This is a genomic window from Buttiauxella sp. JUb87 (assembly GCF_004361975.1).
Lineage (GTDB): Bacteria > Pseudomonadota > Gammaproteobacteria > Enterobacterales > Enterobacteriaceae > Buttiauxella > Buttiauxella ferragutiae.
The window spans coordinates 621,795-648,076 of record NZ_SNVY01000003.1 but is presented as its reverse complement, the minus strand read 5'-3'; the positions used below and the strand labels follow the sequence as shown (position 1 = coordinate 648,076).

Annotated in this window: 18 protein-coding genes; 7 read left to right on the top strand and 11 right to left on the bottom strand. The window is 51.1% G+C overall.

Going from position 1 to position 26,282, the window contains the following annotated elements:
- Window positions 1–6 precede the first annotated feature (6 nt).
- The 6 genes from dmsA to lrp all read right to left on the bottom strand — a co-directional run bounded on the left by dmsA (window position 7) and on the right by lrp (window position 10,708).
- Entirely contained in the window at window positions 7–2,451 is a 2,445-nt protein-coding gene (gene dmsA / locus EC843_RS15015) for a dimethylsulfoxide reductase subunit A (protein WP_121813955.1), read from the bottom strand.
- 356 nt (window positions 2,452–2,807) lie between these two features.
- Complete coding sequence (serS, locus tag EC843_RS15010) at window positions 2,808–4,100, bottom strand: serine--tRNA ligase (RefSeq protein ID WP_064548253.1); 1,293 nt, start codon at window positions 4,098–4,100, stop codon at window positions 2,808–2,810.
- A 91-nt stretch (window positions 4,101–4,191) separates the two neighbouring features.
- Entirely contained in the window at window positions 4,192–5,535 is a 1,344-nt protein-coding gene (locus EC843_RS15005; protein ID WP_133522495.1) for a replication-associated recombination protein A, read from the bottom strand.
- 8 nt (window positions 5,536–5,543) lie between these two features.
- On the bottom strand, window positions 5,544–6,155 hold the full coding sequence (lolA, locus tag EC843_RS15000) for an outer membrane lipoprotein chaperone LolA (protein ID WP_064548257.1): 612 nt from the start codon (window positions 6,153–6,155) through the stop codon (window positions 5,544–5,546).
- A gap of 163 nt (window positions 6,156–6,318) precedes the next feature.
- Complete coding sequence (locus EC843_RS14995; protein ID WP_133522494.1) at window positions 6,319–10,092, bottom strand: DNA translocase FtsK 4TM domain-containing protein; 3,774 nt, start codon at window positions 10,090–10,092, stop codon at window positions 6,319–6,321.
- 121 nt (window positions 10,093–10,213) lie between these two features.
- Window positions 10,214–10,708 carry a leucine-responsive transcriptional regulator Lrp gene (lrp, locus tag EC843_RS14990; RefSeq protein WP_000228469.1) on the bottom strand — a complete coding sequence of 165 codons (495 nt, stop codon included), beginning with the start codon at window positions 10,706–10,708 and terminating at the stop codon, window positions 10,214–10,216.
- 500 nt (window positions 10,709–11,208) lie between these two features.
- On the opposite strand from lrp, the gene trxB reads away from it, so the two are divergent.
- From trxB to infA, 5 genes are all read left to right on the top strand, one after another.
- Window positions 11,209–12,177: a thioredoxin-disulfide reductase gene (gene trxB, locus EC843_RS14985; RefSeq protein WP_064548261.1), complete on the top strand. Its 969-nt coding sequence runs from the start codon at window positions 11,209–11,211 to the stop codon at window positions 12,175–12,177.
- Window positions 12,178–12,307: 130 nt separating this feature from the next.
- On the top strand, window positions 12,308–14,074 hold the full coding sequence (cydD, locus tag EC843_RS14980; RefSeq protein ID WP_064548263.1) for a cysteine/glutathione ABC transporter permease/ATP-binding protein CydD: 1,767 nt from the start codon (window positions 12,308–12,310) through the stop codon (window positions 14,072–14,074).
- A complete protein-coding gene (cydC, locus tag EC843_RS14975; protein ID WP_133522493.1) occupies window positions 14,074–15,795 on the top strand; it encodes a cysteine/glutathione ABC transporter ATP-binding protein/permease CydC in 1,722 nt (573 codons plus the stop codon). Before cydD ends, cydC begins: the two co-directional genes overlap by 1 nt.
- A gap of 53 nt (window positions 15,796–15,848) precedes the next feature.
- Window positions 15,849–16,541, top strand: coding sequence for a leucyl/phenylalanyl-tRNA--protein transferase (gene aat / locus EC843_RS14970; RefSeq protein ID WP_064548266.1), 693 nt, complete (start codon window positions 15,849–15,851; stop codon window positions 16,539–16,541).
- Window positions 16,542–16,832: 291 nt separating this feature from the next.
- The gene (gene infA / locus EC843_RS14965) at window positions 16,833–17,051 is read left to right on the top strand and encodes a translation initiation factor IF-1 (RefSeq protein WP_002211347.1); all 219 of its coding nucleotides are present in this window, start codon (window positions 16,833–16,835) and stop codon (window positions 17,049–17,051) included.
- A 116-nt stretch (window positions 17,052–17,167) separates the two neighbouring features.
- Here infA and clpA read toward each other — a convergent pair whose 3' ends face one another.
- Together clpA and clpS are read right to left on the bottom strand one after the other, a co-directional pair.
- Window positions 17,168–19,441, bottom strand: a complete 2,274-nt coding sequence (gene clpA, locus EC843_RS14960; protein WP_064548268.1) for an ATP-dependent Clp protease ATP-binding subunit ClpA — start codon at window positions 19,439–19,441, stop codon at window positions 17,168–17,170.
- A gap of 27 nt (window positions 19,442–19,468) precedes the next feature.
- Window positions 19,469–19,789 carry an ATP-dependent Clp protease adapter ClpS gene (gene clpS / locus EC843_RS14955; protein ID WP_034456405.1) on the bottom strand — a complete coding sequence of 107 codons (321 nt, stop codon included), beginning with the start codon at window positions 19,787–19,789 and terminating at the stop codon, window positions 19,469–19,471.
- 324 nt (window positions 19,790–20,113) lie between these two features.
- On the opposite strand from clpS, the gene cspD reads away from it, so the two are divergent.
- Complete coding sequence (gene cspD / locus EC843_RS14950; protein WP_064548270.1) at window positions 20,114–20,341, top strand: cold shock-like protein CspD; 228 nt, start codon at window positions 20,114–20,116, stop codon at window positions 20,339–20,341.
- 101 nt (window positions 20,342–20,442) lie between these two features.
- Here the strand turns inward: cspD and macB are convergent, their stop codons facing one another.
- Complete coding sequence (gene macB / locus EC843_RS14945) at window positions 20,443–22,389, bottom strand: macrolide ABC transporter ATP-binding protein/permease MacB (protein ID WP_064548272.1); 1,947 nt, start codon at window positions 22,387–22,389, stop codon at window positions 20,443–20,445.
- Window positions 22,386–23,501, bottom strand: coding sequence for a macrolide transporter subunit MacA (gene macA, locus EC843_RS14940; RefSeq protein WP_133522492.1), 1,116 nt, complete (start codon window positions 23,499–23,501; stop codon window positions 22,386–22,388). The genes macB and macA overlap by 4 nt, the downstream gene beginning before the upstream one ends.
- A 140-nt stretch (window positions 23,502–23,641) precedes the next feature.
- On the opposite strand from macA, the gene EC843_RS14935 reads away from it, so the two are divergent.
- Window positions 23,642–24,589, top strand: a complete 948-nt coding sequence (locus EC843_RS14935) for a VirK/YbjX family protein (protein WP_133522491.1) — start codon at window positions 23,642–23,644, stop codon at window positions 24,587–24,589.
- 13 nt (window positions 24,590–24,602) lie between these two features.
- On the opposite strand, the gene EC843_RS14930 is transcribed toward EC843_RS14935, so the two are convergent.
- Window positions 24,603–26,258 carry an ATP-dependent endonuclease gene (locus EC843_RS14930; RefSeq protein ID WP_133522490.1) on the bottom strand — a complete coding sequence of 552 codons (1,656 nt, stop codon included), beginning with the start codon at window positions 26,256–26,258 and terminating at the stop codon, window positions 24,603–24,605.
- Window positions 26,259–26,282: the final 24 nt, after the last annotated feature.

Sequence of the window (26,282 nt, the reverse complement as noted above, 5' to 3'; positions counted from 1 at the left end):
TATTCCTTACGCCTTTTCGACCTGGACGAGGTTACTGTGGGATGGGTTACCTTTCGCCAGTGGCGATGGTCGCTGAGTGGTTAGCACGTTGATACAGCCAGCGTGGTCCACTTTATTAGCATCCGGGTTATACCAGGCTCCTTCCCCCATCGCGACGACACCTGGAATAATGCGCGGTGTCACTTTGGCGTTGATATTCACTTCGCCGCGACCGTTAAAAATGCGCACCATATCGCCGTTCTTAATCCCACGTTTCTGGGCATCAATCGGGTTAATCCACATTTCCTGGCGACAGGCAGCTTTCAATACTTCGACGTTGCCGTAAGTGGAGTGAGTGCGCGCTTTGTAGTGGAACCCGGTCATCTGCAATGGCCATTTTTCGGCCAGTGGATCGCCAAAGTTTTCGAAGCCTGCACTGTAAACCGGCAGCGGATCGATAACGTCCCCTTCGTTGAGTTGCCACGTCGCAGCAATCTCGGCCAATTGCTCAGAGTAGATTTCAATTTTCCCTGACGGCGTGGTCAGTGGATTTGCCGCTGGATCTTCACGGAAGGCTTTATAGGCGACGTGGTGCCCTTCAGGATCACGTTGCTTGAAGATGCCTTGCTGGCGGAATTCATCAAAACTCGGCAGATCAGGGATAGCTTCCTGAGACTGTTTGTACAAATGACGCATCCAACCTTCTTGTGTGCGTCCTTCAGTGAACTGCGACTCCACGCCCATGCGTTTTGCCAGCTCGGTGGTCATCTCATAAATGGTTTTGCACTCAAAGCGAGGTTTAATGACCTGATCAGCAAAAATCACATACGACATGTTGCCGCATGACGCATCGAGACAAAAATCCATTTGCTCAGAAGCGGTACAGTCCGGCAGCAGAATATCGGCATATTTGGCTGATGAAGTCATGTGGTTATCAATCACCACAATCATCTCGCATTTTTTGTCATCCTGGAGGATGTCATGGGTACGGTTGATTTCTGAATGCTGGTTAATCAGACAGTTACTGGCGTAGTTCCAGACCATTTTGATTGGAACATCCAGTTTTTCTTTCCCACGCACGCCATCTCGGGTCGCCGTCATTTCTGGACCACGCTCGATAGCATCAGTCCACAGGAACATCGAGATGCTGGTTTGTACCGGGTTTTCCAGCGTCGGCATACGAACAAACGGCAAGTCGTAAGATCCTTCGCGCGCCCCGCTGTTGCCACCGTTTATGCCAACGTTACCTGTCAGAATTGACAGCATGGCGATGGCACGAGAAACCAGTTCACCGTTTGAGTGGCGCTGTGGTCCCCAGCCCTGGCTAATAAATGCCGGTTTGGCCGTCGCAATTTCACGTGCCAGTTGTGTGATGCGCTCGGCAGGAATACCGGTGATTTTGGAAGCCCATTGTGGAGTTTTCGCCACGCCGTCTGCCCCCGCACCGAGAATATAGGCCTTGTAATGGCCGTTCGCTGGAGCAGTTTTGGGGAGCGTTTTTTCGTCGTAACCAACGCAGTATTTATCGAGGAAAGGCTGATCAACCAAATTTTCAGTAATCATGACCCATGCCAGTGCGGAGATCAGTGCAGTATCAGTACCTGGACGAATAGGGATCCATTCATCTTCACGCCCTGCACCGGTATCGGTATAACGCGGATCGATGATAATCATGCGCGCATTGGATTTCTCACGCGCTTGTTCGAGGTAATAAGTCACCCCGCCGCCACTCATCCGCGTTTCGCCGGGGTTATTACCAAACAGAACCACTAACTTACTGTTTTCAATGTCTGAAGGACTATTACCATCAGCCCAGCCACCGTAGGTGTAGTTCAGGCCAGCGGCAATTTGCGCGGTTGAATAGTCGCCATAATGGTTCAGATAACCGCCGCAGCAGTTCATCAAACGGGCGATTAAGGTTGATCCTGGTGGCCAGGAGCGAGTCAGTGTGCCGCCCAGCGTACCGGTACCATAATTCAAATAAATAGCTTCATTGCCGTACTCTTTGATGATGCCTTTCATGCTGTTGGCGATGGTGTCAAAAGCTTCGTTCCAGCTAATTTGCTCGAATTTCCCTTCACCACGCGCACCGACACGTTTCATCGGGTACTTCAGTCGGTCAGCATTGTAAACGCGGCGACGCATTGAACGACCACGCAAACAAGCACGAACCTGATGTAGGCCGTCATAATTATCATCGCCGGTATTATCAGTCTCAACGTATTTGATTTCGCCATCCACCACATGCATACGTAGTGGGCAACGACTACCGCAGTTAACCGTACAAGCGCTCCAAATGATTTTTTCTGCCGCCGTTACGGTGTTATCGGGGGTTTGCGCGAAAGCCATTCGGGCAAAGGGTAAGGAAAAGGCACTACTTGCAGCAGCTAAGCCACCGATTGCGGTAGTTTTGACCAGCTTACGACGGCTGACCTCTGCCGCGAGGATCGCGTTAGGGGTTTTCTCAGTCATAATGACCTACTTATTTTGCTCACAGTTAAAAAAAACTGGCAGCGGTAAAGCAGACATTGAACGGCCTGCTGCTCCATTGCACAGCCAAAAAGAGAAAGGAGTGTCGAGAAAATTAGAGTTATGCAGATTGGTTTTGCCGCGTCACATCATGTAAACCATGGCAACCAAATGATAAATGACTTTAATGAATATTTATAAATATCATCACTCGCTTTCTTCGGGCAATAATACTTATTAATAGGTATTTGTTATTGTTTGGAGTCAATAAAGGCGGATTATCCGCATATTTTCGGATTTTTTAAGACATAAAAAAAGCGCCCTAAGGCGCTTATTAAGAATGTTTTGACATCAATACATTAGCCGATGTACTCAAGCCCTTTCATGTACGGACGCAACACTTCAGGCACTTCAATACGGCCATCTGCCTGTTGGTAGTTTTCCAGTACAGCAACCAGAGTACGACCCACAGCCAAACCAGAACCGTTCAGTGTATGCACCAGACGGGTTTTCTTATCTGCTTTGCTGCGGCAACGAGCCTGCATGCGACGCGCCTGGAAATCCCCACAGTTGGAGCAAGAAGAGATTTCACGATAGGTGTCCTGCGCGGGCAGCCACACTTCCAGGTCGTAGGTTTTCATCGCGCCAAAGCCTATATCACCAGAGCAAAGCAGCACTTTACGGTACGGCAGATTCAACAGTTGCAGCACTTTCTCTGCATGACCAGTCAACTCTTCCAACGCATCCATGGAATCTTCTGGGCGCACGATCTGAACCATTTCGACTTTGTCGAACTGGTGCATACGAATCAAACCACGCGTATCACGGCCATAAGAACCGGCTTCAGAACGGAAGCATGGGGTATGAGCAGTCATTTTCAGTGGCAAAGATTCGTCATCGAGAATTTCGTCACGCACCAGGTTAGTCAACGGCACTTCCGCCGTTGGAATCAACGCGTAGTTGCTGGCACCTGCTTCTTCTTCCAGTGGACGAGTATGGAACAGATCGCCTGCAAATTTAGGCAGTTGGCCAGTACCGTACAGCGTGTCATGGTTCACCAGATACGGAACATAGTTTTCAATGTAACCATGTTGTTCGGTGTGCAAATCGAGCATGAACTGGCTCAGCGCACGATGCATACGAGCAATCTGCCCTTGCATCACAACGAAGCGAGAACCGGTCAGTTTAACCGCAGAGGCAAAATCCAAGCCTTTAGCCATTTCACCCAGCGTAACGTGGTCACGCACTTCAAAATCAAATTTACGTGGCTCACCCCAGCGGCTGATTTCAACGTTTTCGCTGTCGTCTTTACCCATCGGCACACAATCGTCCGGGATGTTAGGCAGCGTCAACGCGATATCGCGGATTTCTGCCAGTAAGACATCAAGCTCATTTTTCGCTGCATCCAGCTCTTCACCCAACTGGTTGACTTGCAAACGCAACGGCTCAATATCTTCCCCGCGCGCTTTCGCCTGGCCAATGGATTTCGATCGCGAGTTACGTTCAGCCTGCAGATTTTCAGTGTTGACCTGCAATACTTTACGACGCTCTTCTAAAGAGCGCAGCGTTTCTACATCCAGCTTAAAGCCTCGGCGTGCCAGTTTTTCAGCGACTGCGTCTGGCTCTGTACGCAGCAGATTGGGATCGAGCATGCTTATCCTGTGCTTATCGAATTAATGGAGGGGTGCGGTTACAGCCTGCAACCGCATTGATATTCTTGCTAACCTTACCGCAACGCCTGCATTAGCGGTAGCGTTTTGTCGGGCTATTTTGATCCTGTTCAGCAAGCCAGGCGAGCTTTTCACCAATCTTGCCCTCAAGACCTCTGTTTGTCGGCTGATAATAGCGTGTTTGTGCCATTTCCTGCGGGAAGTAGACCTCACCAGATGCGTAGGCATTGGGTTCGTCATGAGCATATCGATACTCCTGACCATATCCCATTTCTTTCATCAGTTTAGTTGGCGCATTACGAAGATGAACCGGAACGTCGTAATCCGGGCGTTCACGTGCATCGGCCATTGCCGCTTTGAATGCCGTGTAGACCGCATTACTTTTTGGGGCACATGCGAGATAAACGATAGCCTGTGCAATCGCGCGCTCGCCTTCTGCCGGGCCTACGCGGGTAAAACAATCCCACGCAGAAATAGCGACCTGCATGCCACGCGGATCGGCATTACCGACATCTTCGGAGGCAATAGCCAGCAAACGGCGTGCAACATACAGCGGATCGCCGCCCGCGGTAATAATGCGTGCATACCAATACAGTGCAGCGTCAGGTGATGAACCGCGCACTGACTTATGCAATGCAGAAATTAAATCGTAGAAACGGTCACCTTTGTTATCAAAGCGCGCGCTGCGTTCCCCTGCAATTTCTGTCAAAAGCGCAATTTGTAGAACACGGTTGCCACTCGCATCGGTTTCAGCCATATCCGCCATCATTTCGAGCGTATTCAACGCGCGACGGGCATCACCGTTTACCAGTTCTGCAATTGCAAGACGAGTCTCATCCGGCAGAACAATATTTTGCCCACCATAACCGCGTGCAGCATCGTTCATCGCCTGGTCGAGTACTTTTTCAATATCTTCCGTGGTGAGCGATTTGAGCAAATAAACGCGCGCACGTGACAATAGCGCTGAATTCAGCTCGAACGAGGGGTTTTCAGTGGTGGCACCAATAAACGTGATGGTGCCATCTTCAATGTGCGGCAAAAAAGCGTCTTGTTGGCTTTTGTTGAAGCGATGGACTTCATCGACAAACAGGATAGTGCGGCGCCCCGCGTTGCGGTTCTGTCGCGCGCGCTCTATGGCTTCGCGGATTTCTTTCACCCCGGAAGTCACAGCTGAAATACGTTCAACATCTGCGTCAGCATAGTGAGCAATCACTTCTGCAAGCGTGGTTTTACCCGTACCCGGTGGTCCCCATAAAATCATCGAATGGAGATGTCCCGCTTCGATAGCTTTTGGAAGCGGTTTGCCAGAGGCGAGCAGATGTTGTTGACCGATGTATTGTGCGAGGTTCTCCGGCCGCATACGCGCGGCCAGAGGCTGGAAGGTATTCTCAGAAAAATCGAGCGACAGGTTGCTCACTCATACCTCTACTTACGTTGATCGTCCACCGTCACGCCTTTAGGCGGGGTAAACGTAAACTTGCTCATATCCACTGCGCCATTTTGCTGAGTTTTCAGCGCATAGCTGCTGCGTTGATCATCTTGCTCAATGGCACTGAACTGGTGGATAGTCCCGTCGCGCCCAACATTTATGGTGAACTGCTTGAGATTGCCGGCGCTGGTTTTTGGCGTCAGCATGAAATCATCACCACTTTGCTTGATGTTGTACTGCTGCCAGTCGCTGCTTTGGTTACGTGCAATCAACATAAACGGCGTATTACCGGTCGCATCTTTCAACCAGGTCGCACTGACTTGCTCAACAAACGGGTTATAGAACCACAGTGTTTTACCATCTGAAACCAGAATGCTTTCATCGGGCTGAGTCATATGCCAGTTGAACAGATTAGGACGCTTAACCCACAAATCACCCTGACCTTCCTGGACTGCTGCACCACTGCCGTCGGTCACTTTTTGGGTGAAGCTGGCGTGGAAACTGCTGACTTTGTCCAGACGCATTTTCAGGTCACCTGCGGCATCAGCCCAGACAGATGTAGCTGTTAGAGCAGTCAACAAAGCACAAGTAATAGCGATTTTTTTCATTATGATCCCTTAAAATTCATGCACCACAAAGCGACTGCACTGTGGCATTTCTGCTGCCCACTCTAGTTGAGAGATATTCAGGTGCAACAGAAGAAAAAACTGATTTTCCGGTAATTTACCCTTCTTTGCACAAGCGCCGCAACAACGACACTTGTGCTCAGGGTTACTCAAATGGCGGTGGAGCAAGTACTTCGCGGTTACCGTTATGACCTTGCGGGCTCACGATTCCCTGAGCTTCCATCTGCTCAACGATTCGAGCGGCACGGTTATAACCGATACGGAACTGACGCTGAACACCAGAAATAGACGCTTTACGTTTTTCGACCACAAAAGCAACAGCCTGGTCAAACAACGGATCGAGCTCTTCATCACCGTCAAGACCGCCACCCGCGCCACCTTCACTTTCGTTATCTGAAGTAATACCGGTGATATATTGTGGGCGACCACGTGCTTTCCAGTCCTGAACGACTGCATGCACTTCCTGATCTCGGACAAACGCGCCATGCACACGCACTGGCAATGTAGAGTTTGGCCCGGAATAAAGCATATCCCCCATTCCCAGCAGTGACTCAGCACCGGCCTGGTCAAGAATGGTACGGGAGTCAATTTTGCTCGACACCGTAAACGCCACACGCGTCGGGATGTTGGCTTTAATCAGGCCGGTAATCACATCAACCGACGGGCGCTGGGTCGCCAGCACAAGGTGAATACCCGCCGCACGAGCTTTCTGAGCCAGACGAGCAATCAACTCTTCGACTTTCTTGCCTACCGTCATCATCAGGTCAGCAAATTCATCCACCAGAACGACGATATACGGCAGTTTTTCAAGCATTGGATGGGCAACTTCCATGCTGTCGCCCGGCTTCCAGAATGGGTCTGGAATTGGACGGCCCATGCGCTCGGCTTCCAGCACGCGTTCGTTGTAACCTGCCAGATTTCGCACGCCCAACGCTGACATCAGTTTGTAGCGGCGTTCCATTTCATTAACGCTCCAACGCAATGCATTAGCGGCGTCTTTCATATCTGTAACGACTTCAGTCAACAGATGTGGAATACCTTCATAAACTGAGAGCTCAAGCATTTTCGGGTCGATCATGATAAAGCGGACTTCTTCAGGTGTCGCTTTATACAACATGCTGAGGATCATGGCGTTTACGCCAACAGATTTACCGGAACCCGTGGTACCGGCAACCAGCAAGTGTGGCATCTTCGCCAGATCGGCAATAACTGGCTCACCACCGATATCTTTACCCAGCACCACGGTTAACGGTGAAGCACTTTCACGGAACTTGGCGCAATCCAGCACTTCGCGCAGGTAAACGGTCTGGCGTTTCTTGTTCGGTAACTCCAGACCAACATAAGGTTTACCCGGAATAACCTCAACTACACGCACCGCGACGGTTGACAGTGAACGCGCCAGATCTCGAGACAAATTGGAAATACGGGCGGCTTTTACACCAGGTGCTAAATCAAGCTCAAAGCGTGTGATGACGGGACCTGGAGAGTAATCCACAACATCGGCTTTAATCCGGTAATCCGCAAGACGAGCTTCCACCAGACGCGCCATTTGCTCGAGTGCAAAGGTATCCACTGGTTCAACTTCTGCTGGCGGAGATGTCAACAAGTCCAGGGATGGTAAAGGTGTGGTAGGACGCTGCAACGGACGATCATCACCATTTCTCATTAAGAAAGGATGGATCAAGCTTTCATGTACCGATGGTGCGGCAACCGGTGCGGGTTGTTGCTGTTGTTGCTGTGGCGCACTTTGCGGTTGCACAGCCTGCCAGCTTTGCTGAGGCTGAGTACGAACAGGTTCTTCAACCGGGCTCGGCGTAAACAATGGCTCGCTTGGCCCATCGTTGACTAACGTTTTCATTGGTGAGAAATCAAAATCATCCAGTGAGAACGGCACATTATTCGGCTCTTGCTGCTGGGATTGCTGCTGTGTAGCTGAATAGCGTTGCTGCTGTTGCGCCGCAAACTGACGTGCTAACTCAGCCTGCTCGGCTTCATCCTCATCTTGCTGCAAAGAGTCGTCTTCATGCTCTTCACCGTAACGCTGGTGTTGTTGAGCGGCGAACTGGCGAGCAAGTTCATGCTGCTGAAGTTCTTCGGCTTCGTCAGCATAGTCATCTTCGATGTCCATGCCATTCTGACGACGAGCTTCCTCTTCAGCCATTCGCTGTGAAGGCAACTTAATTCCGTATGAAGCAAGCTCACGGCGAGTAGGAACACGCACACGATTTGGCCGAGGTAATTGCGGGCCAATACCTTCTTTGGTTTGTGGACGAGGCGCGTCACTGGCGATGCTAAATACCGGGCTGAAGGCCGCAGCGACGCCGACCACTTTTGCCACATCCTTTACATCCTGTGGAACAGAGGCACCAGGGGTTGGCACCGCGGGTGACGTATCGAAGCCACCTTGCGGAATTGTCGGAGTACTGCTTTGAGGCATTTGAACAGGCGTTGTCTGCGCAAACGCAGGGTTTTGATCATAACCATATGGGTCAGGCTTAGGTTCATTAACTGGCTGATACCAGGCAGCCAGTTGTTCACGCTCACGCGCGCGTCGCTCTTCGATTTCTTCAAAATGGTAAAGCGGCGGGCGGGCTGCCGGTTTTATTTCTTCAACAGGCTCTGGCTGGGCGACAGGCTCTACCGGAGATGGTTCAAAATAAGCAGGTTCCGCATGCGGAGGTTCAACAGCAGGTGGCTCACTAACAGGTTCTGCCCAATGACTGGCTTCCTGTTGCGGAACGTTCTGGTCCGCAGCGTACGGCGAAGTGTAATTCTCTGGTGCAGGCGCAATCACCGGTTCTGGTGTCACTGTGGTTGGAGCAGGCTCCCAGGCTATTGCAGGCGAAAACTCAACTTCTGGAGCTGGGGCCGTAACCGGTGGCACGGTTGCCGTTGGCATAACTGGAGCCGCATATGCCGTATTAGCCATCGCCGCGGCGGCTGTAGCAGCCACAGGCGCAACAATTGACTGGCCGTGTAGAAGCGGATCGTACTCTTCGCTTTCCGGCAGTGTGGCTTTGTTACCAGAAAACAGGACGTCATCTTCCGGAAGCGTCGCTTTGTTATTTGAGAACAAAACGTCATCGTCAGCGTCGTCCATACGCTTACCAGAAAACAGCGCAGAATCTGTTTTACGTGCGTTTGGATTGGCAAATTTTTCAGAGATACGCTGTTTACGGGCTAATGCGCCACGCAAAATACGCGCACGACGAGACTCACGCTTTTCAACATCTGGCGCATGCTCTTCGTCGTGTTTTTCATCTTCATAGTCGTAGTCATCATCCTGCCAGGTGTTATCCCGACGAGTACGATTACTGGCAAAAGTGAGCACGCTCAGGGTCGCGCTACCAATTTTTTCAGCAATGCTGACCCAGGACCAACCGGTAAACAGCGTTAACCCTGCCGCCCATACACACAACAACGCAATAGTGCCGCCGCTGCTGTTGAGAAGGGGCATCATTGCAGTGCTGAGCAAACTACCGATAACCCCGCCCGAGGCGAAATACCAGATGTCATCGGCGTTAATTGCCGCAAGGCCGCAAGCGGTGAGCACCATCGCCAGTACACCAATCAGGCGCATAGAAACGGCGAAATAATCGATGAACTCTTCGCTATCTCTGTTGCGGAAAGTGAACCAACACGCACCGATAATGATGACCGGAATGGTGTAGGCCATTACGCCAAAGATGAACAGCAAAGTGTCAGCCATCCACGCCCCCGGCATTCCACCTAAATTATGAATAGGTTCGTGCCATGCGGTTTGTGACCAACTAGGATCGGAAGGATTGAAACTAAGCAACGCCGCCATCAAATAGACGGCAAAAATGGCAACAAGGAGCAGTAACGCCTCTAATGCCCGACGCCCGCTGCTGAGTTTCCTCAATGTAACTTCTTTTTCTTCGGTGTATTCCTGGCTCAAGTAAGACTCTCCAGGTCCTTAATAAATATGGAGAGCAACAGTGCCGGGCATTCCCGGCACTGTTGCTGTATGAATTACCAGGAGTGTAACCAAAATACGCAGATTTTGCACCTGGCCCGTGTTAACGGGTCTTAATAACCAGACGATTACTCTGTTTGACCTCTTCCATGACTACATAGGTACGGGTATCGTTCACACCTGGCAGTCGTAACAAGGTTTCGCCTAGTAATTTGCGGTACGCAGACATATCCGGCACACGGGTTTTCAACAAATAGTCAAAATCACCGGATACCAAATGACACTCTTGAATTTCTTCAAGTTTTTGAACTGCGGCATTAAATTGCTCAAACACATCCGGGGCGCCACGATTCAGAGTAATCTCAACAAAAACCAGAAGTGATGCATCCAGATAATGCGGGTTCAGCAGAGCGGTATAGCCCTGGATGAAACCCTGTCGTTCCAGACGACGCACGCGCTCAAGGCACGGAGTCGGTGAAAGCCCTACTCGTTTAGAAAGCTCGACGTTAGAAATACGCCCATCCTTCTGTAGTTCATTAAGGATGTTACGATCGATGCGGTCGAGATCTTTGCCAGGGCGCTTCTTGCTATCTACCATTATTATAGTCTCTCTGTGTTCCTTCCTTCACCTGCCATAACCCTGGTAACGTCACTGTTCCGGGAGTACGTGAGAAGACCGGTGCCCAACGGCTGCTAGCGACATCACTCATGGCGTCTGTCCACGCCATGAGTAGATTTCAATAACCCGGTAAATTTGCATCAGGTATGCGTGAATATTTCAAAACGCCACACCAAATGTTTTTCTTCCTCGAATGTTTTCGCAAATGCTTAGCGGATTGTCAAAGCAAAACATCTAAAATTAGTGGAACGTGCCATATATCTGGGCTACTTGACGATTATTCATCACTTTAGCAACCTGAGTATTTAGCCTGTTTAGGTGGATTTTTATGCGCTTTCGCGATATTCACCGCGGCTGATTGAACACAGCTATTGCACATATAGTTAACATAATCGCCAACACCAACCGTTCACCCTTTTTTTAACCCGCCAAATTCCCTACAATCCCTCGATTGTCTGCCAACGAACAATGAGGATCTCATGGGCACCGCTAAACACAGTAAATTGCTAATTCTTGGCTCCGGCCCTGCGGGCTACACCGCAGCAGTCTACGCGGCTCGCGCCAACCTCAAGCCCGTTTTGATTACCGGGATGGAAAAAGGTGGTCAGTTGACCACGACCACCGAAGTTGAGAACTGGCCGGGTGATCCTAACGACCTGACAGGCCCTGCGTTAATGGAGCGCATGCACGAACACGCAACCAAGTTCGAAACAGAGATCCTGTTCGACCACATCTCTAAAGTGGATCTGCAAAACCGTCCATTCCGTCTGACGGGTGACAGCGGCGAATATACTTGCGATGCGTTGATCATCGCGACCGGAGCTTCTGCCCGATACCTGGGTCTGCCTTCTGAGGAAGCGTTTAAAGGTCGTGGCGTTTCAGCCTGCGCAACGTGTGATGGCTTCTTCTATCGCAATCAAAAAGTTGCGGTAATTGGTGGCGGTAACACCGCTGTTGAAGAAGCGCTTTATCTGGCAAATATTGCCTCAGAAGTGCATCTGATTCACCGCCGTGACAGCTTCCGAGCCGAAAAAATCCTCATCAACCGTCTGATGGAAAAGGTGAAGAACGGCAACATCGTGCTGCACACCAACCGGACTTTAGATGAAGTTACTGGTGATCAAATGGGTGTCAGTGGTCTGCGTCTGCGTGACGTTCACAACACCGATACCACTGAAGAGTTAGAAGTTGCAGGTTTGTTCGTGGCGATCGGACATAGTCCGAATACGTCAATCTTTGCCGATCAGCTCGAACTGGAAAATGGCTACATCAAAGTGCAGTCTGGTATTCACGGTAATGCCACACAAACCAGCATTCCTGGTGTGTTCGCGGCAGGCGACGTAATGGACCATATCTACCGTCAGGCGATTACCTCTGCGGGCACCGGTTGTATGGCTGCACTGGATGCCGAACGCTACCTGGACGGACTTGCCGAACAGAATAAGTAACTCTCCCCGCCTTAACCGGCAGTTTGAAGATACGTAAAGGCGACTGAATAGGTCGCCTTTCTTTCGCCTGCGTTGTAACATTGCCCGCAAATTTTGCCTGATAATTAATTAGCTACCTGCACTGGCATCCATGAATAAAACCCGTCAACAAGAACTTAGCCGCTGGCTAAAAAAACAAAGCATTATCTCTCGCCGCTGGTTGGGGCTTTCCCGTTTTTTAGGGCTGGTCAGTGGGTTATTGATTGTTGCTCAAGCCTGGCTGCTTGCCCGGATGCTGCAACACATGATCATGGAAAACATTCCCCGGGAAGCTCTGCTGTTGCTTTTCGTTATCCTGATACTGATTTTTGTATTGCGCGCCTGGGTCGTGTGGCTACGTGAAAAAGTCGGTTTTTACGCTGGGTTGCACATTCGTCAGGAGATTCGCCGGCAAGTACTCGATCGCGTCCATCAAGCAGGGCCAGCCTGGATCCACGGGAAACCGGTCGGCAGTTGGGCAACCCTGGTGCTGGAACAAATCGAAGATATGCACGATTACTACGCACGTTATCTGCCGCAAATGTCGCTTGCGGTCATGGTACCCGTGTTGATTTTAATCGCCATTTTCCCATCTAACTGGGTTGCAGCCCTGATTCTGCTTTGCACCGCACCGCTGATCCCGTTGTTCATGGCGATGGTAGGTATGGGTGCCGCAGATGCTAACCGCCGTAACTTCCAGGCGCTTGCGAGGCTGAGCGGGCATTTTCTTGACCGCCTGCGTGGTATGGAAACCTTGCGTTTGTTTAACCGTGGCAATGCCGAAACGGAGAATATCCGCGCGGCATCTCAGGACTTCCGTCAGCGCACTATGGAAGTATTACGCCTGGCATTTCTGTCTTCTGGCGTGCTGGAATTTTTCGCTTCTCTGTCCATCGCACTGGTCGCGGTTTACTTCGGCTTTTCGTATCTCGGCGAGCTGAACTTTGGTCATTACAGTACTGGCGTAACGTTATTTGCCGGTTTCCTGGCGTTGATTTTAGCCCCGGAGTTTTTCCAACCGCTACGCGATCTGGGCACTTTTTATCATGCTAAAGCACAAGCGGTGGGAGCGGCCGACAGCCTGATGACCTTCCTTGATGCGCCATTGCAGCAACGCAAACAAGGCACAGCAAAATTCAATAATAACGAGCCAATCAGCATTGAAGCTCGTGATTTGGTCATTCTATCAACTGAAGATAAAACTCTCGCAGGACCACTGAATTTCACCCTTTCAGCCGGACAACGTGTGGTGCTGGTCGGGCAAAGCGGTGCAGGTAAAAGTTCACTGCTCAACGTGTTGTCTGGCTTTTTGCCCTATCAAGGCCAATTGCTGATTAATGGTGTAGATCTTTCGGCCCTTGACCAGAAATGGTGGCGTGAACAACTCAGTTGGGTTGGACAAAACCCGCAGCTTCCGGCTCCTACTATCCGCGAAAATGTGCTGTTAGCGGCACCCAGTGCCAGTGCTGAGCAGCTAACTGCTGCCCTGGACAAAGCCTCTGTCAGTGAGTTCCTCCCGTTGCTACCACAAGGGGTTGATACACCGCTGGGTGAAGCAGCTGCGCGTTTGTCTGTTGGGCAAGCCCAGCGGGTAGCCGTCGCGCGCGCATTGCTGATGCCATGTGGATTGCTGTTGCTGGATGAACCGGCTGCAAGTCTGGACGCCCACAGTGAGCAGCGTGTGATGGACGCGTTAAGTAGCGCTTCCCGTCAGCAAACCACATTGATGGTGACTCACCAGTTGGATTACATCAACGACTGGGACGAGGTTTGGGTGATGCGCGAAGGTCGTATCGTACAACAAGGGGATTTCGCCACGCTTGCCGCACAGGAAGGCCCGTTTGCGACGTTACTGGCTCATCGCCAGGAGGAAATCTAATGCGAGCTTTACTCCCCTATTTAGCGCTGTACGGCCGTCATAAATGGCTACTGATGCTTGGCGTGGTGTTAGCGATTGTCACTCTTCTGGCCAGCATTGGGCTGCTGACTTTGTCAGGCTGGTTCCTCTCGGCCTCGGCGGTTGTCGGTGTCGCGGGGATTTATAGTTTTAACTATATGCTACCTGCAGCAGGCGTTCGGGGCGGTGCAATTACCCGTACTGCGGGGCGTTATTTTGAGCGTCTTGTCAGCCATGATGCGACATTCCGCGTACTTCAACATTTGCGTGTTTCCACATTTAGCAAACTGCTCCCACTCTCCCCTGCTGGGCTGGCGCGTTTTCGCCAGGGTGAATTACTCAATCGCTTAGTTGCAGACGTCGATACCCTGGATCACCTTTACCTGCGTGTGATTTCACCAATGGTCGGTGCGTTTGTGGTGATCGTAGTGGTGACCTTTGGTTTGAGCTGGCTGGACGTACAATTAGCCCTCACCTTAGGCGCGATTTTACTGGCAACCTTAGTTTTGCTTCCGCCAATATTTTATTACGCAGGGAAAGCCACCGGCGAGGCGATTACCGCGCAACGCGGGCAATATCGCCAGCAACTCACCGCCTGGTTACAAGGCCATGCTGAACTAACCATTTTTGGTGCCTCCCAACGTTATCGTGAGCAACTGGATAAAACGGAGGATCACTGGCAAGAAGGGCAACGCCGCCAGGCCGAGCTTACAGCACTGTCACAAGCCATCATGCTGCTAATCAGCGGTATCGCCGTCATCTTGATGCTGTGGATGGCAGCCGAGGGCGTGGGTGGAAATACCACACCAGGCGCACTTATCGCGCTGTTTGTGTTCTGCGCGCTGGCTGCATTCGAAGCGCTGGCACCGGTCACCGGAGCTTTTCAGCATCTTGGCCAGGTTATCGCCTCCGCACTGCGCGTGACTGAAATTACCAGTCAAAAACCCGAAGTGATTTTTACCGAACAACCTCATGCAATTCCTGAGCACGTGACTCTGGAGATTAACAATCTGAGTTTTGCCTGGCCCGAACAGTCTCAAATGGCACTTCGGGGTATCTCGCTCAAGGTTGAGGCAGGCCAACACATAGCTATTTTGGGGCGTACCGGTTGCGGTAAATCGACACTGCTGCAATTGCTGACGCGCGCCTGGGAATGTCAGCAAGGCGAGATCCGCCTGAATGGTGAAGCGCTGAGCCAGTTTGATGAAACGGCATTACGCGCGTCCACCAGTGTCGTATCGCAACGCGTTCATTTGTTTAGTGCCACACTGCGCGACAACTTGCTGCTTGCTGCACCACAGGCCAGCGATGAAGATTTAAGTCGAGTCCTGACTTGCGTTGGCCTTGAGAAGTTACTGGACGATGCAGGCCTCAATAGCTGGCTGGGTGAAGGCGGTCGCCAGCTTTCGGGTGGCGAATTGCGCCGCTTAGCCATTGCGCGTGCTTTACTGCACGATGCCCCGCTGTTCTTACTTGACGAACCAACCGAGGGTTTAGATGCGGAAACTGAGCGCCAGGTTCTTGATTTGCTGGCTGAAGTCACCAAAGATAAAACAGTATTGATGGTCACCCATCGCCTGCGTGGATTGGCAGATTTCGACAGTGTAATTGTGATGGACAACGGGCAAATTATTGAGCAAGGTACTCACGCAGAATTAATGGCGAGCGGTGGACGTTATTATCATTTCCACCAGCGTTTGTAGACCCGGTAGTTAGTCTATTATCAATAATTATTGCTCCCTGGAGTTTGGACGTCATGCGCCTTATTCAGCTTTCCCGTGACTCAATCGCCTTCCCCTCACCGGAAGGCGCGTTGCGTGAACCTAATGGGTTACTGGCGCTCGGGGGCGATTTAAGCCCGGCTCGTTTGTTGATGGCTTATCAGCGCGGCATCTTTCCGTGGTTCTCGCCTGGCGACCCTATTTTATGGTGGTCGCCCGATCCACGTGCGGTGCTTTTTCCTGAGCAATTTCATCTCAGCCGCAGCATGAAGCGATTCCATAGAAACTCCCCATACCGCATCACGCTTAACCATGCTTTCGAACGCGTGATTAGCGAATGTGCCGACGACCGCGATGAAGGCACCTGGATAACTCCTGATATCATTGACGCCTATAAACGGCTGCATGAGTTGGGGCATGCGCATTCGGTTGAAGTTTGGGAGGATAATGAGCTAGTCGGTGGCATGTACGGCGTGGCACAAGGTGCGTTGTTCTGTGGCGAATCCATGTTTAGCCGTCGGGAAAATGCCTCAAAAACGGCTCTGCTGGTATTCTGCCAGCACTTTATGAGTTATGGCGGCAAGCTTATTGATTGCCAGGTGCTTAATGCTCATACCGCATCGCTTGGGGCGATAGAAATTCCTCGCCGCGAATATCTGGAGCAGCTGTCCATATTTCGCCCACATCAGCTTGCATCTTATTGCTGGGTACCACAAATCCTGTCGTAACGATAATGTTTACGGCACATTACTGTTAAGAGTGTTATAATTAGCCCCGCAGAGTGAGCTCTGCTCATTACCCCGCCGCCGTATGGGATTAGCTTTAACAGGGACAGCCCATCGTTTATCTCTTCGCAGCCCTCATCGTAAGCGCCTATAGTGCAGCTTTTGAGTGGGTTTTGGGTAATGCGCAAATTGCACTTTCGCTGGTGATTTCACCAACAATTCTTTACATGATACGTGAACTTGGGCATTATCTTGCCGGTTCAAAACTATGGTAGTGATACCCTCGAGGATTAGATGGCCAAAGAAGACAATATTGAAATGCAGGGTACCGTTCTTGATACGTTACCTAACACCATGTTCCGCGTTGAGCTGGAAAACGGGCACGTGGTAACCGCTCATATCTCCGGTAAAATGCGTAAAAACTATATCCGCATCCTGACGGGTGACAAAGTCACTGTAGAGCTGACCCCGTACGACCTGAGCAAAGGCCGCATTGTCTTCCGTAGTCGCTGATAGTTTTATTTAGCGCTGCGGAAACAACGGGCGGCGTAAAAAATTAGTTTTAGAAATTCAATAATAGAAAGGCCAGGTGATTAACCTGGCCTTTTTTTATATCTGCGTACTTTGGATTAATGAGCCGTTTCCGGTTTATGTTTCTGCGCACCATGGAAATTATAAATCAGTTTCTGATTCTCTTTATCCAGAGCTACCGTCACTTGCCCACCATCCACCAGGGAACCAAACAACAGTTCGTTCGCCAGCGGTTTCTTCAGATTGTCCTGAATAACACGCGTCATTGGACGTGCGCCCATTGCGCGGTCATAGCCTTTTTCTGCCAGCCAATCACGGGCTTCCTGGCTCACTTCCAGCGACACACCTTTCTGATCCAACTGCACCTGAAGCTCAACAATAAACTTGTCGACTACCTGGTGAATCACATCTGTAGACAGATGGTTGAACCAAATAATGTTGTCCAGACGGTTACGGAATTCTGGGGTAAAGATCTTCTTGATCTCTTCCATCGCGTCAGTGCTGTTGTCCTGACGAATCAAGCCAATAGACTTACGCTCAGTTTCACGTACACCGGCGTTAGTGGTCATCACCAGAATCACGTTACGGAAATCCGCTTTACGCCCGTTGTTATCGGTCAGCGTACCGTTATCCATCACCTGCAATAACAGGTTAAAGACATCGGGGTGCGCTTTTTCGATTTCATCGAGCAGCAACACAGAGTGAGGATGTTTAATGACCGCATCCGTCAACAAGCCGCCCTGGTCGAAACCAACGTAACCCGGAGGTGCGCCAATCAAACGGCTCACCGTATGGCGTTCCATGTATTCCGACATATCAAAGCGCAGCAATTCGATGCCCAGTGATTTCGCCAGCTGCACGGTGACTTCCGTTTTACCGACACCTGTTGGCCCGGCAAACAGGAATGAACCGACAGGCTTGTGATCGTGCCCCAATCCGGCACGGCTCATTTTGATGGCTTCGGTTAACGCCTCAATGGCTTTATCCTGGCCAAACACCAGCATTTTCAGGCGGTCATCAAGGCTACGCAGCGTATCGCGGTCGCTCGCTGATACGCTTTTCTCAGGGATACGGGCAATACGTGCGACCACGGTTTCAATGTCTGAGACATTGACCGTTTTCTTACGTTTACTCACCGGCATCAGGCGGCTGCGAGCCCCGGCTTCGTCGATAACGTCAATCGCTTTATCGGGAAGATGGCGATCGTTAATATATTTCACCGCCAGTTCTACCGCCGCACGAATCGCTTTCGCGGTATAACGCACGTCGTGGTGCGCTTCGTATTTCGGTTTCAGGCCGTTAATAATCTGCACGGTTTCTTCAACGCTTGGCTCAGTAATATCAATTTTCTGGAAGCGACGGGCCAGAGCACGGTCTTTTTCGAAGATATTGCTGAATTCCTGGTAAGTGGTTGAACCGATAACCCGGATCTTGCCACTCGACAGCAGCGGCTTAATCAAGTTTGCGGCATCAACTTGCCCACCGGACGCGGCACCCGCACCGATAATGGTATGAATTTCATCGATAAACAGGATGCTATTTTGATCCTGTTCGAGCTGTTTTAGCAGCGCTTTGAAACGTTTTTCAAAGTCACCACGATATTTGGTACCCGCCAGCAGCGAACCGATATCCAGCGAATAAATGGTGCAATCGGCAATCACTTCCGGAACATCGCCCTGCACAATACGCCAGGCAAGACCTTCAGCAATCGCCGTTTTACCTACGCCTGATTCACCCACTAACAGCGGGTTGTTTTTACGGCGACGGCACAGAACCTGAATGGCGCGCTCTAACTCTTTCTCGCGGCCAATCAGCGGATCGATCCCTCCCACACGTGCAAGCTGGTTGAGATTGGTGGTGAAGTTTTCCATACGTTCCTCCCCGCCTGCTTGCTCTTCATTGACCGGATTATCTGCACCCGGTGCCTGATTAGGTTCGTCTTTACGTGTACCGTGAGAGATAAAGTTCACCACATCAAGGCGGCTGACTTCATGTTTACGCAGCAGATACGCTGCCTGGGATTCCTGTTCGCTGAAAATAGCCACCAGCACGTTTGCGCCAGTGACTTCACTGCGACCAGAAGACTGGACGTGGAACACCGCACGTTGCAGCACACGCTGGAAGCTAAGCGTAGGTTGAGTATCACGCTCTTCTTCACTGGCTGGCAGAACCGGTGTGGTTTGTTCGATGAAGGCCTCGAGTTCCTGTCGTAGCGCCACCAGATCTACGCTACACGCTTCCAGCGCTTCGCGAGCTGACGGGTTGCTGAGCAAAGCCAGCAACAGGTGCTCGACAGTCATAAACTCATGTCGGTGCTCGCGCGCTCTGGCGAAAGCCATATTTAAACTGAGTTCCAGTTCTTGATTGAGCATAGGCACCTCCCCCAAATTTTGCCTTCTTCAGGCTTTTTCTAGCGTACACAGCAGCGGATGCTCATGCTCCCTTGCGTACTGGTTCACTAACGCGACTTTGGTTTCCGCTACTTCTGCAGTAAAAATGCCACAGATAGCTTTACCCTGATAGTGCACAGTGAGCATCAATTGCGTTGCACGTTCTACATCATAAGAAAAGAACTTTTGCAGCACGTCAATAACAAATTCCATCGGCGTGTAGTCATCGTTCATTAACATCACTTTATACATCGACGGTGGCTTTAGCGCTTCGCGCAGTTTGTCACCCACCAGCTGGTCGAAATCCAACCAATCGTTCGTCTTACCCATTGCAAATCGTCATCATGTTAAATCGCCCATTGTCATTAAGGCGAAGCCCATAGGTTGAGTGTAATACGCTTTCAGTGAACGCGAGTCATCGTGTTAAAAAGGCACAGTCACTAACAATAGAGAGTTCTGTCACATTAATCACAATAGCGTTAACTGCTTCAAATTTTTGACTCATTTTCATTCTTACCCCCCCGTGCAACGCTTGACGACATGGTTAAATTATCTACATTGTACAAGCGTGAGGTGGCGAGGTTTTGAACAGCCCGCCCTCACCCCACCGGTTCATTCCATCTCACTTATAAGATTTACGAAGGATGTAGAAGCATGGAGACGGGTACTGTTAAATGGTTCAATAACGCTAAAGGGTTCGGTTTTATCTGCCCAGAAGGCGGCGGCGAAGATATCTTCGCGCATTACTCCACCATTCAGATGGATGGTTACAGAACGCTTAAAGCCGGACAAACTGTCAGGTTTGATGTACATCAGGGGCCAAAAGGCAATCACGCTAGTTTGATTGTGCCTCTGGAACTCGAGGCAGCAGCGGTCGCCTGACCCTTTTGTTTCATTGTGTACATCCCCAGTTCAAAATGCCAGCCCACGAGCTGGCATTTTTATTTCGGGTCTATAACCAATCGTCATATCTCAGATGAAAATTATTCACGCGCCAGCGCATCAATCGGGTTCAATCTCGCCGCATTTCTCGCCGGTAACCAACCAAAAATAATTCCTGTTGCGGTCGAACAAGCAAATGCGGTGAACAACGCCATCGGTGAGAAACCAATTTCCCAGCCCGGCAAAACCAGTTGTAACGTGAAGGCAATCAGCAGAGATAACGAAATCCCCAACGCACCACCCACCAGACACACCAGCACAGCTTCAATCAAAAACTGCTGCAACACATCACTGGCGCGAGCGCCCACTGCCATGCGGATACCAATCTCTTTGGTACGCTCCGTTACCGACACCAGCATGATATTCATCACGCCAATCCCGCCCACCAGCAATGAGATGACCGCCACCAATGTCAGGAACATCTGTAGAGTACGTGTGGTCTTTTCCGCCGTTTTCAACAGGCCATCCATATTGTAGGTGAAGAAATCTTTCTTACCGTGACGTAGCTGCAACAAACGATTGAGCTGCAGCTCGGCTTCGTGGCTGTTATAACCCTCGTTCACCCGCACCGTGATCGAGTTCAGCCAACTTTGCCCCATCACACGACCCGCCATGGTGTTATACGGCAACCAGACACGCAGAATCTTGCTGCTGCCAAACATTGACTGCTTCTCTTGCGCCACGCCGATAACCGTCGCAGGCATATTCCCCACCAGCACGATTTCGCCAACCACTTTGGCTTTATCAGGGAACAACTGCCGTTTGGTATTGCTGTCCAGCACCACCACCTGTGCACGGCCTGTGAGTTGTTCATCGTTGAAGGTATTGCCTTCGCTAAACGTCATGCCGTAGACATTAAAATATTGGCTGCTGACACCATTGACGCTGGCGGCGGCATCAACGTTGCCATAGCGCACGCGTAAATTGCTCGACAACGAAGGCGTGGCTGAACTAACCCACGGTTGCTGGCTGATGGCCGCCAGGTCATCGTATTTCAGCGCTTGCTGGTATTGCGGGTCGTCATCACCAAAATCTTTGCCGGGATAGACATCAATGGTGTTAGTGCCGATGGAGCGAATATCCTGCAACACCAGCTGTTTAGCCGCATCACCGACAATCACAATCGACACCACTGACGCGATACCAATAATAATCCCCAGCATCGTCAGCAGCGTGCGCATTTTATTCGCCGCCAGCGCCAGCCAGGCCATGGTCAAAGCTTCACGGAAGCTGCTGATGGTCTGTTGAAATGGCGAGTTAACCGGTTGGGTTTTCAGCTCTTTCTGGGCCGCGGGTGGTTGAGAGACCGACGGCGGGTTACTGATAATTTCCCCGTCACGTATTTCAATGACGCGCTGCGCCTGCGCGGCAATTGTCGGGTCGTGCGTCACAATAATAACCGTATGGCCCAACTCGCGCAGTTGCTTGAGTGTGGCCATCACTTCTTCACCGGAATGGCTATCCAGCGCGCCTGTCGGTTCATCGGCAAGAATCACCTGCCCGCCATTCATCAGGGCGCGAGCGATACTGACACGTTGCTGCTGGCCACCAGAAAGCTGTGACGGCAGATAATCGACGCGATCCGCAAGCCCCAGACGCATCAGCAAAGCGCGCGCCCGTTGTTGACGATAAACTCGCGCCGTTCCGGCATACACTGCCGGGACTTCAACGTTTTGCGTAGCATTCAAATGCGAGAGCAAGTGATAGCGCTGGAAGATAAAACCGAAATGTTCACGCCGCAGCGTGGCGAGCGCATCACTATCAAGCAACGCGACATCTTGCCCGGCCACTTTGTAACTGCCGCTGCTGGGTTTATCGAGGCAGCCGAGGATATTCATCAGCGTTGATTTGCCAGAACCCGACGCCCCGACAATCGCCACCATTTCACCCGCTTCAATGGTGATATTAACGCCTTTTAGCACCTCAACTTGTTCGTCACCCGACGGATAGCTACGGCGAATATCACGCAGCTCAAGCAGTGCTGTCATGGGGCGCTCCCGGCGGTGCTTTTGCCAATCACCACTTCTTCGCCTTCAGTCAAACCCGTAGCAACCTGTACCTGGGTGTCATTGCGCATACCGATGGTAATTTCACGATCGCGAGTTTCGCCATTACGTAGCACTGACACTTTGTAACGGTTATCCCCTACCGGCTCGCCTAGTGCTGCAAGCGGAATGGTTAGCACCTCTTTCACGCCACCGAGTTGAATATGCACTTGCGCGGTCATTTCCAGGCGCAATACCCCTTGCGGATTAGGGACTTCAAAACGTGCATTATAGAAAATCGCATCGTTCACTTTCACCGGCGTTGGCAGAATATCGATTAACAAACCTTCATAGCGTGTTAGAGGGTCGCCCAGCACGGTGAACCAGGCTTTTTGGCCTGGTTTAAGATGAATCACGTCAGCTTCAGAAACCTGTGCTTTCACCAGCATGGTACCCAGATCAGCAAGCGTCAGAATGTTTGGCGCTTGCTGTGCGGCAATCACTGTCTGGCCTTGTTTGGTGGTGATTTCGGTCACTTCACCCGCCATAGGTGCAACAATCTGCGTGTAATCGAGGTTGGTTTTCGCGGTGTCTAAAGAGGCCTGATTGCGTTTGATTTGCGCGTCAATGGTGCCAATTTGTGCTTGCCTCACTTCAAGATCGGTCACTGCGGTATCGAGATCTTGTTGTGATACAGCCTGAGTTTTGGCCAGTGCTCTCTGGCGATTCAGCGTCACTTGTGCAAGTTTTGCCTGCGCCACAGCCTGCCGCCGCTGCGCGCGCAACTCCATTAACGTTGCCTCAACTTCCTTGATCTGGTTTTGTGCCTGTTCGGGATCGATAACCCCCAACAGCTGATCCTTTTTCACTTTATCGCCGATGTTCACCGACAGCGTTTTCAACTGCCCACTGACCTGCGCACCGACATCAACTTTGCGCAATGCATCCAGCTTCCCCGTTGCCAGCACGCTTTGCTGCAACTCGCCTTTGCGCACAATCATCGTCTGATAAACCGGCGTCGGCGCGTTCAGAAACTTCCACAGCCAGACGCCCAACAACAGAACTAACAGGCCCAGAAGCCAATAGCGTTTTTTTATTTTTCCCTTGAATCTCATAGGTATCCTGCAAAAAGACTGGCTAATTAAATGAAGTATCAACAAAAGTTGTAAACCCGTATCGGCGTTACGGTGATTGAACCTACGTTGAATTCACAAATGGTGAAATAACCCCAATGTTTCTCAACCAGGTTTCAATCATGTCGTCAATTGCCGAAAACGAATTCCGATCAACAGCTCAACTCAATGGCTGGCGGTTGTTTCTTTCTTTAGCAAAGGGACAATGGACGCCGGGGATTGCGTGGCAGAACCCAGCCTATCGTCGAAAATTCGTCCTGCGTTCACTGACCAGCCCACTTTCTACCGCTCGCTTGTTGAACGATTTATCGCATCAACCTTTGCTGGAAAAATTGCTGGCGGTGCAACCAGGGTTACCTTGTCGTCTTCATCGCCCTTATTTATCGGTGAATTTTAACCGTAAGGCGGCGGCAAGCGCATTGTCTTTCCACTACCGCGTACTGAACGCAGCACTGCCGAAACGCTTGTTACTACAACACTACTCAACTGACGGAGCACGTTTGGCAACAATAACGGGTAAAGATGAGAACTTCTACCATCTTGATTTCCGCGCCGACCCCTTTGTCGATAAAGAAGGTGAAGCCACACTAACACTGACCCGCCACGATGGCGTTGTTTTAGCAGGCTTGACCTTCACCCTATGCTGTCACCAGCAGAAATCGACGCTGTTTATTGGTGGCTTGCAGGGTGCCAAAAGTGATATCCCACATGAATATATCCAGGTCGCGACCAAAGCGTGTCACGGATTATTCCCGAAACGCCTGGTGCTGGAAGCGGCTTGCTTGTTAGCTCGTCATTTAGGGGTGAACCAGATTCTGGCCGTGAGTAACCGCGCACATATCTATCGCTCGTGGCGTTATGCAAAAAAGAAGCAGGACAAAATTCATGCCGATTACGATAGTTTCTGGGAATCGATGAGCGGCGAATTAACCCCAGAAGGCTACTTTGAGCTGCCACTGGGAGTGGCCCGCAAACCTGTTGAAGAGATTGCCAGCAAAAAGCGCGCGGAGTACCGCCGCCGCTACAGTTTACTAGATGAGATGATGGAGCAAATCGAGCAGCGGCTATGAATTAACCGCCGGGCTAATCAGCCCGGCCACGCGCCAGCCATAACACTCGCGAGAACATTTTTCGCAACAGTGACGGCACGGCATCGACTCCACGCCTCCCCGCTTCCATCGCCACTTCTATCGCTAAGTCGGGCTTGGAAGAGCGATGAATAGCTTTCACAATAACGCGGCGCATATTCATCGGTACGTTTTCGGGGATTTGCGCCACGCGATGGAACACATCGGAAAATCCCTGACGATACATGAAGTGTTCCATGTCCATCGCCGGGAGCGCGGTAAGATGCTCACGTTCCTGGTCACGATCATTATCCAAAATACCACGCACCACTGACGCATATTTTTTCCCCGCTTCATCGCCATCCACCAGCACATGCCATTCAATGCCCATGCGCCGTGCAAACTTGATCAATGGGCGCAGACCCGACTGCGCAAATTCGATAACTTTCACCCCTTCGGCATCGAAATGGTGCCCGCACTGACGTGCCAGTTCGTTCATCACCCACACCTCCGTTTCCCCTTCGACCAACAGCCAGCAGCGGGCAAACAATGAAGAAGCGCGATTAAAGCGGATATGAAAGGCAATACGACGGCTGTCTTCTGCATTCATGCCGCCAGGGCCGAGCCTCCAGGCCGCAACCCTTGACGATTCACGCACCAGGCGGCAAACGTTCTCGACAGGCGTGAGCGATAGCAATTCGCCCGAATTGGTAGTGGTGATTTTTTGCAGCGGCAGCAGATTGAGCAAATGCCAGGCCACCGACAACATAATCGGGTGCAGTCGGGTTTCAGGATCTTCCACCAGCAGCAATGGCCGCGCGTCTTTATCCAGAACCACGTTGCCTTTAGCCTGCAGCAAGGTTGAAAACATCCCCAGTAAAATCATTCGATGAGTGCGGCTGTTGGGTTTGTCGATCATGCGGTTGATGATGTCCAGATAACGCCAGCTGCGTTGTTCATCGTGCGAGCGGCGACGTAACAAGCGTTGATGCGCGGTAGCACCTTGCTCAGCAAAATAGTGCTCAAGCAATTGCACCATCGCCGACAAACCTTGCCGCAGCTGGGCATCGGTAAGATTTTGTGGACTCGAAACCAGTTCACGCGCCAGAAAATCAAGCTGGCGGGCGGTCATTTCGGTGTCTGGCATGGCGGGAATGCTGTCATTGCGTAAACGCCGCATAAAACGCGCATCACGCAAACGTAATACTGGATTGAGGCGGATGATTTGCTGGGCAAAAATGTCAATGTCATCAAGTTCGATAGCATGGCCTTTCTCATCGAGGAAACTGCGCAGCGTCAGAATAGAACCATCTTCCGCGAGCTCCCCCACCAGCCGATACATAATGCGATGAAAACCTTCCTCACCAGCAACCCATACCGGCGCAAGCGAACGATAACGTCGGCCAAGATGATGGCCGGGCGCGGTTTCCCGAAAGGTCAGTACAATATGTAAATGATGTTCCCGGCCCTGTACGTCCCCGGGCGGGAAATAGAAATCATCGCGATTGAAGTGATAGAGCGTTTGATGCGGCGACAATAATAGCGTTAATGCGTCCAGCAGGCTGGATTTACCCCAGGCGTTTTCACCGATCAGCACGTTATTTTGTTCAAGCATTAACGAAAGGCGGTTAATCCCCCGGAATCCGACAATCTCTACACGCTCAAGAAACATAACCCCTCCAGATTGGTTGTTGCG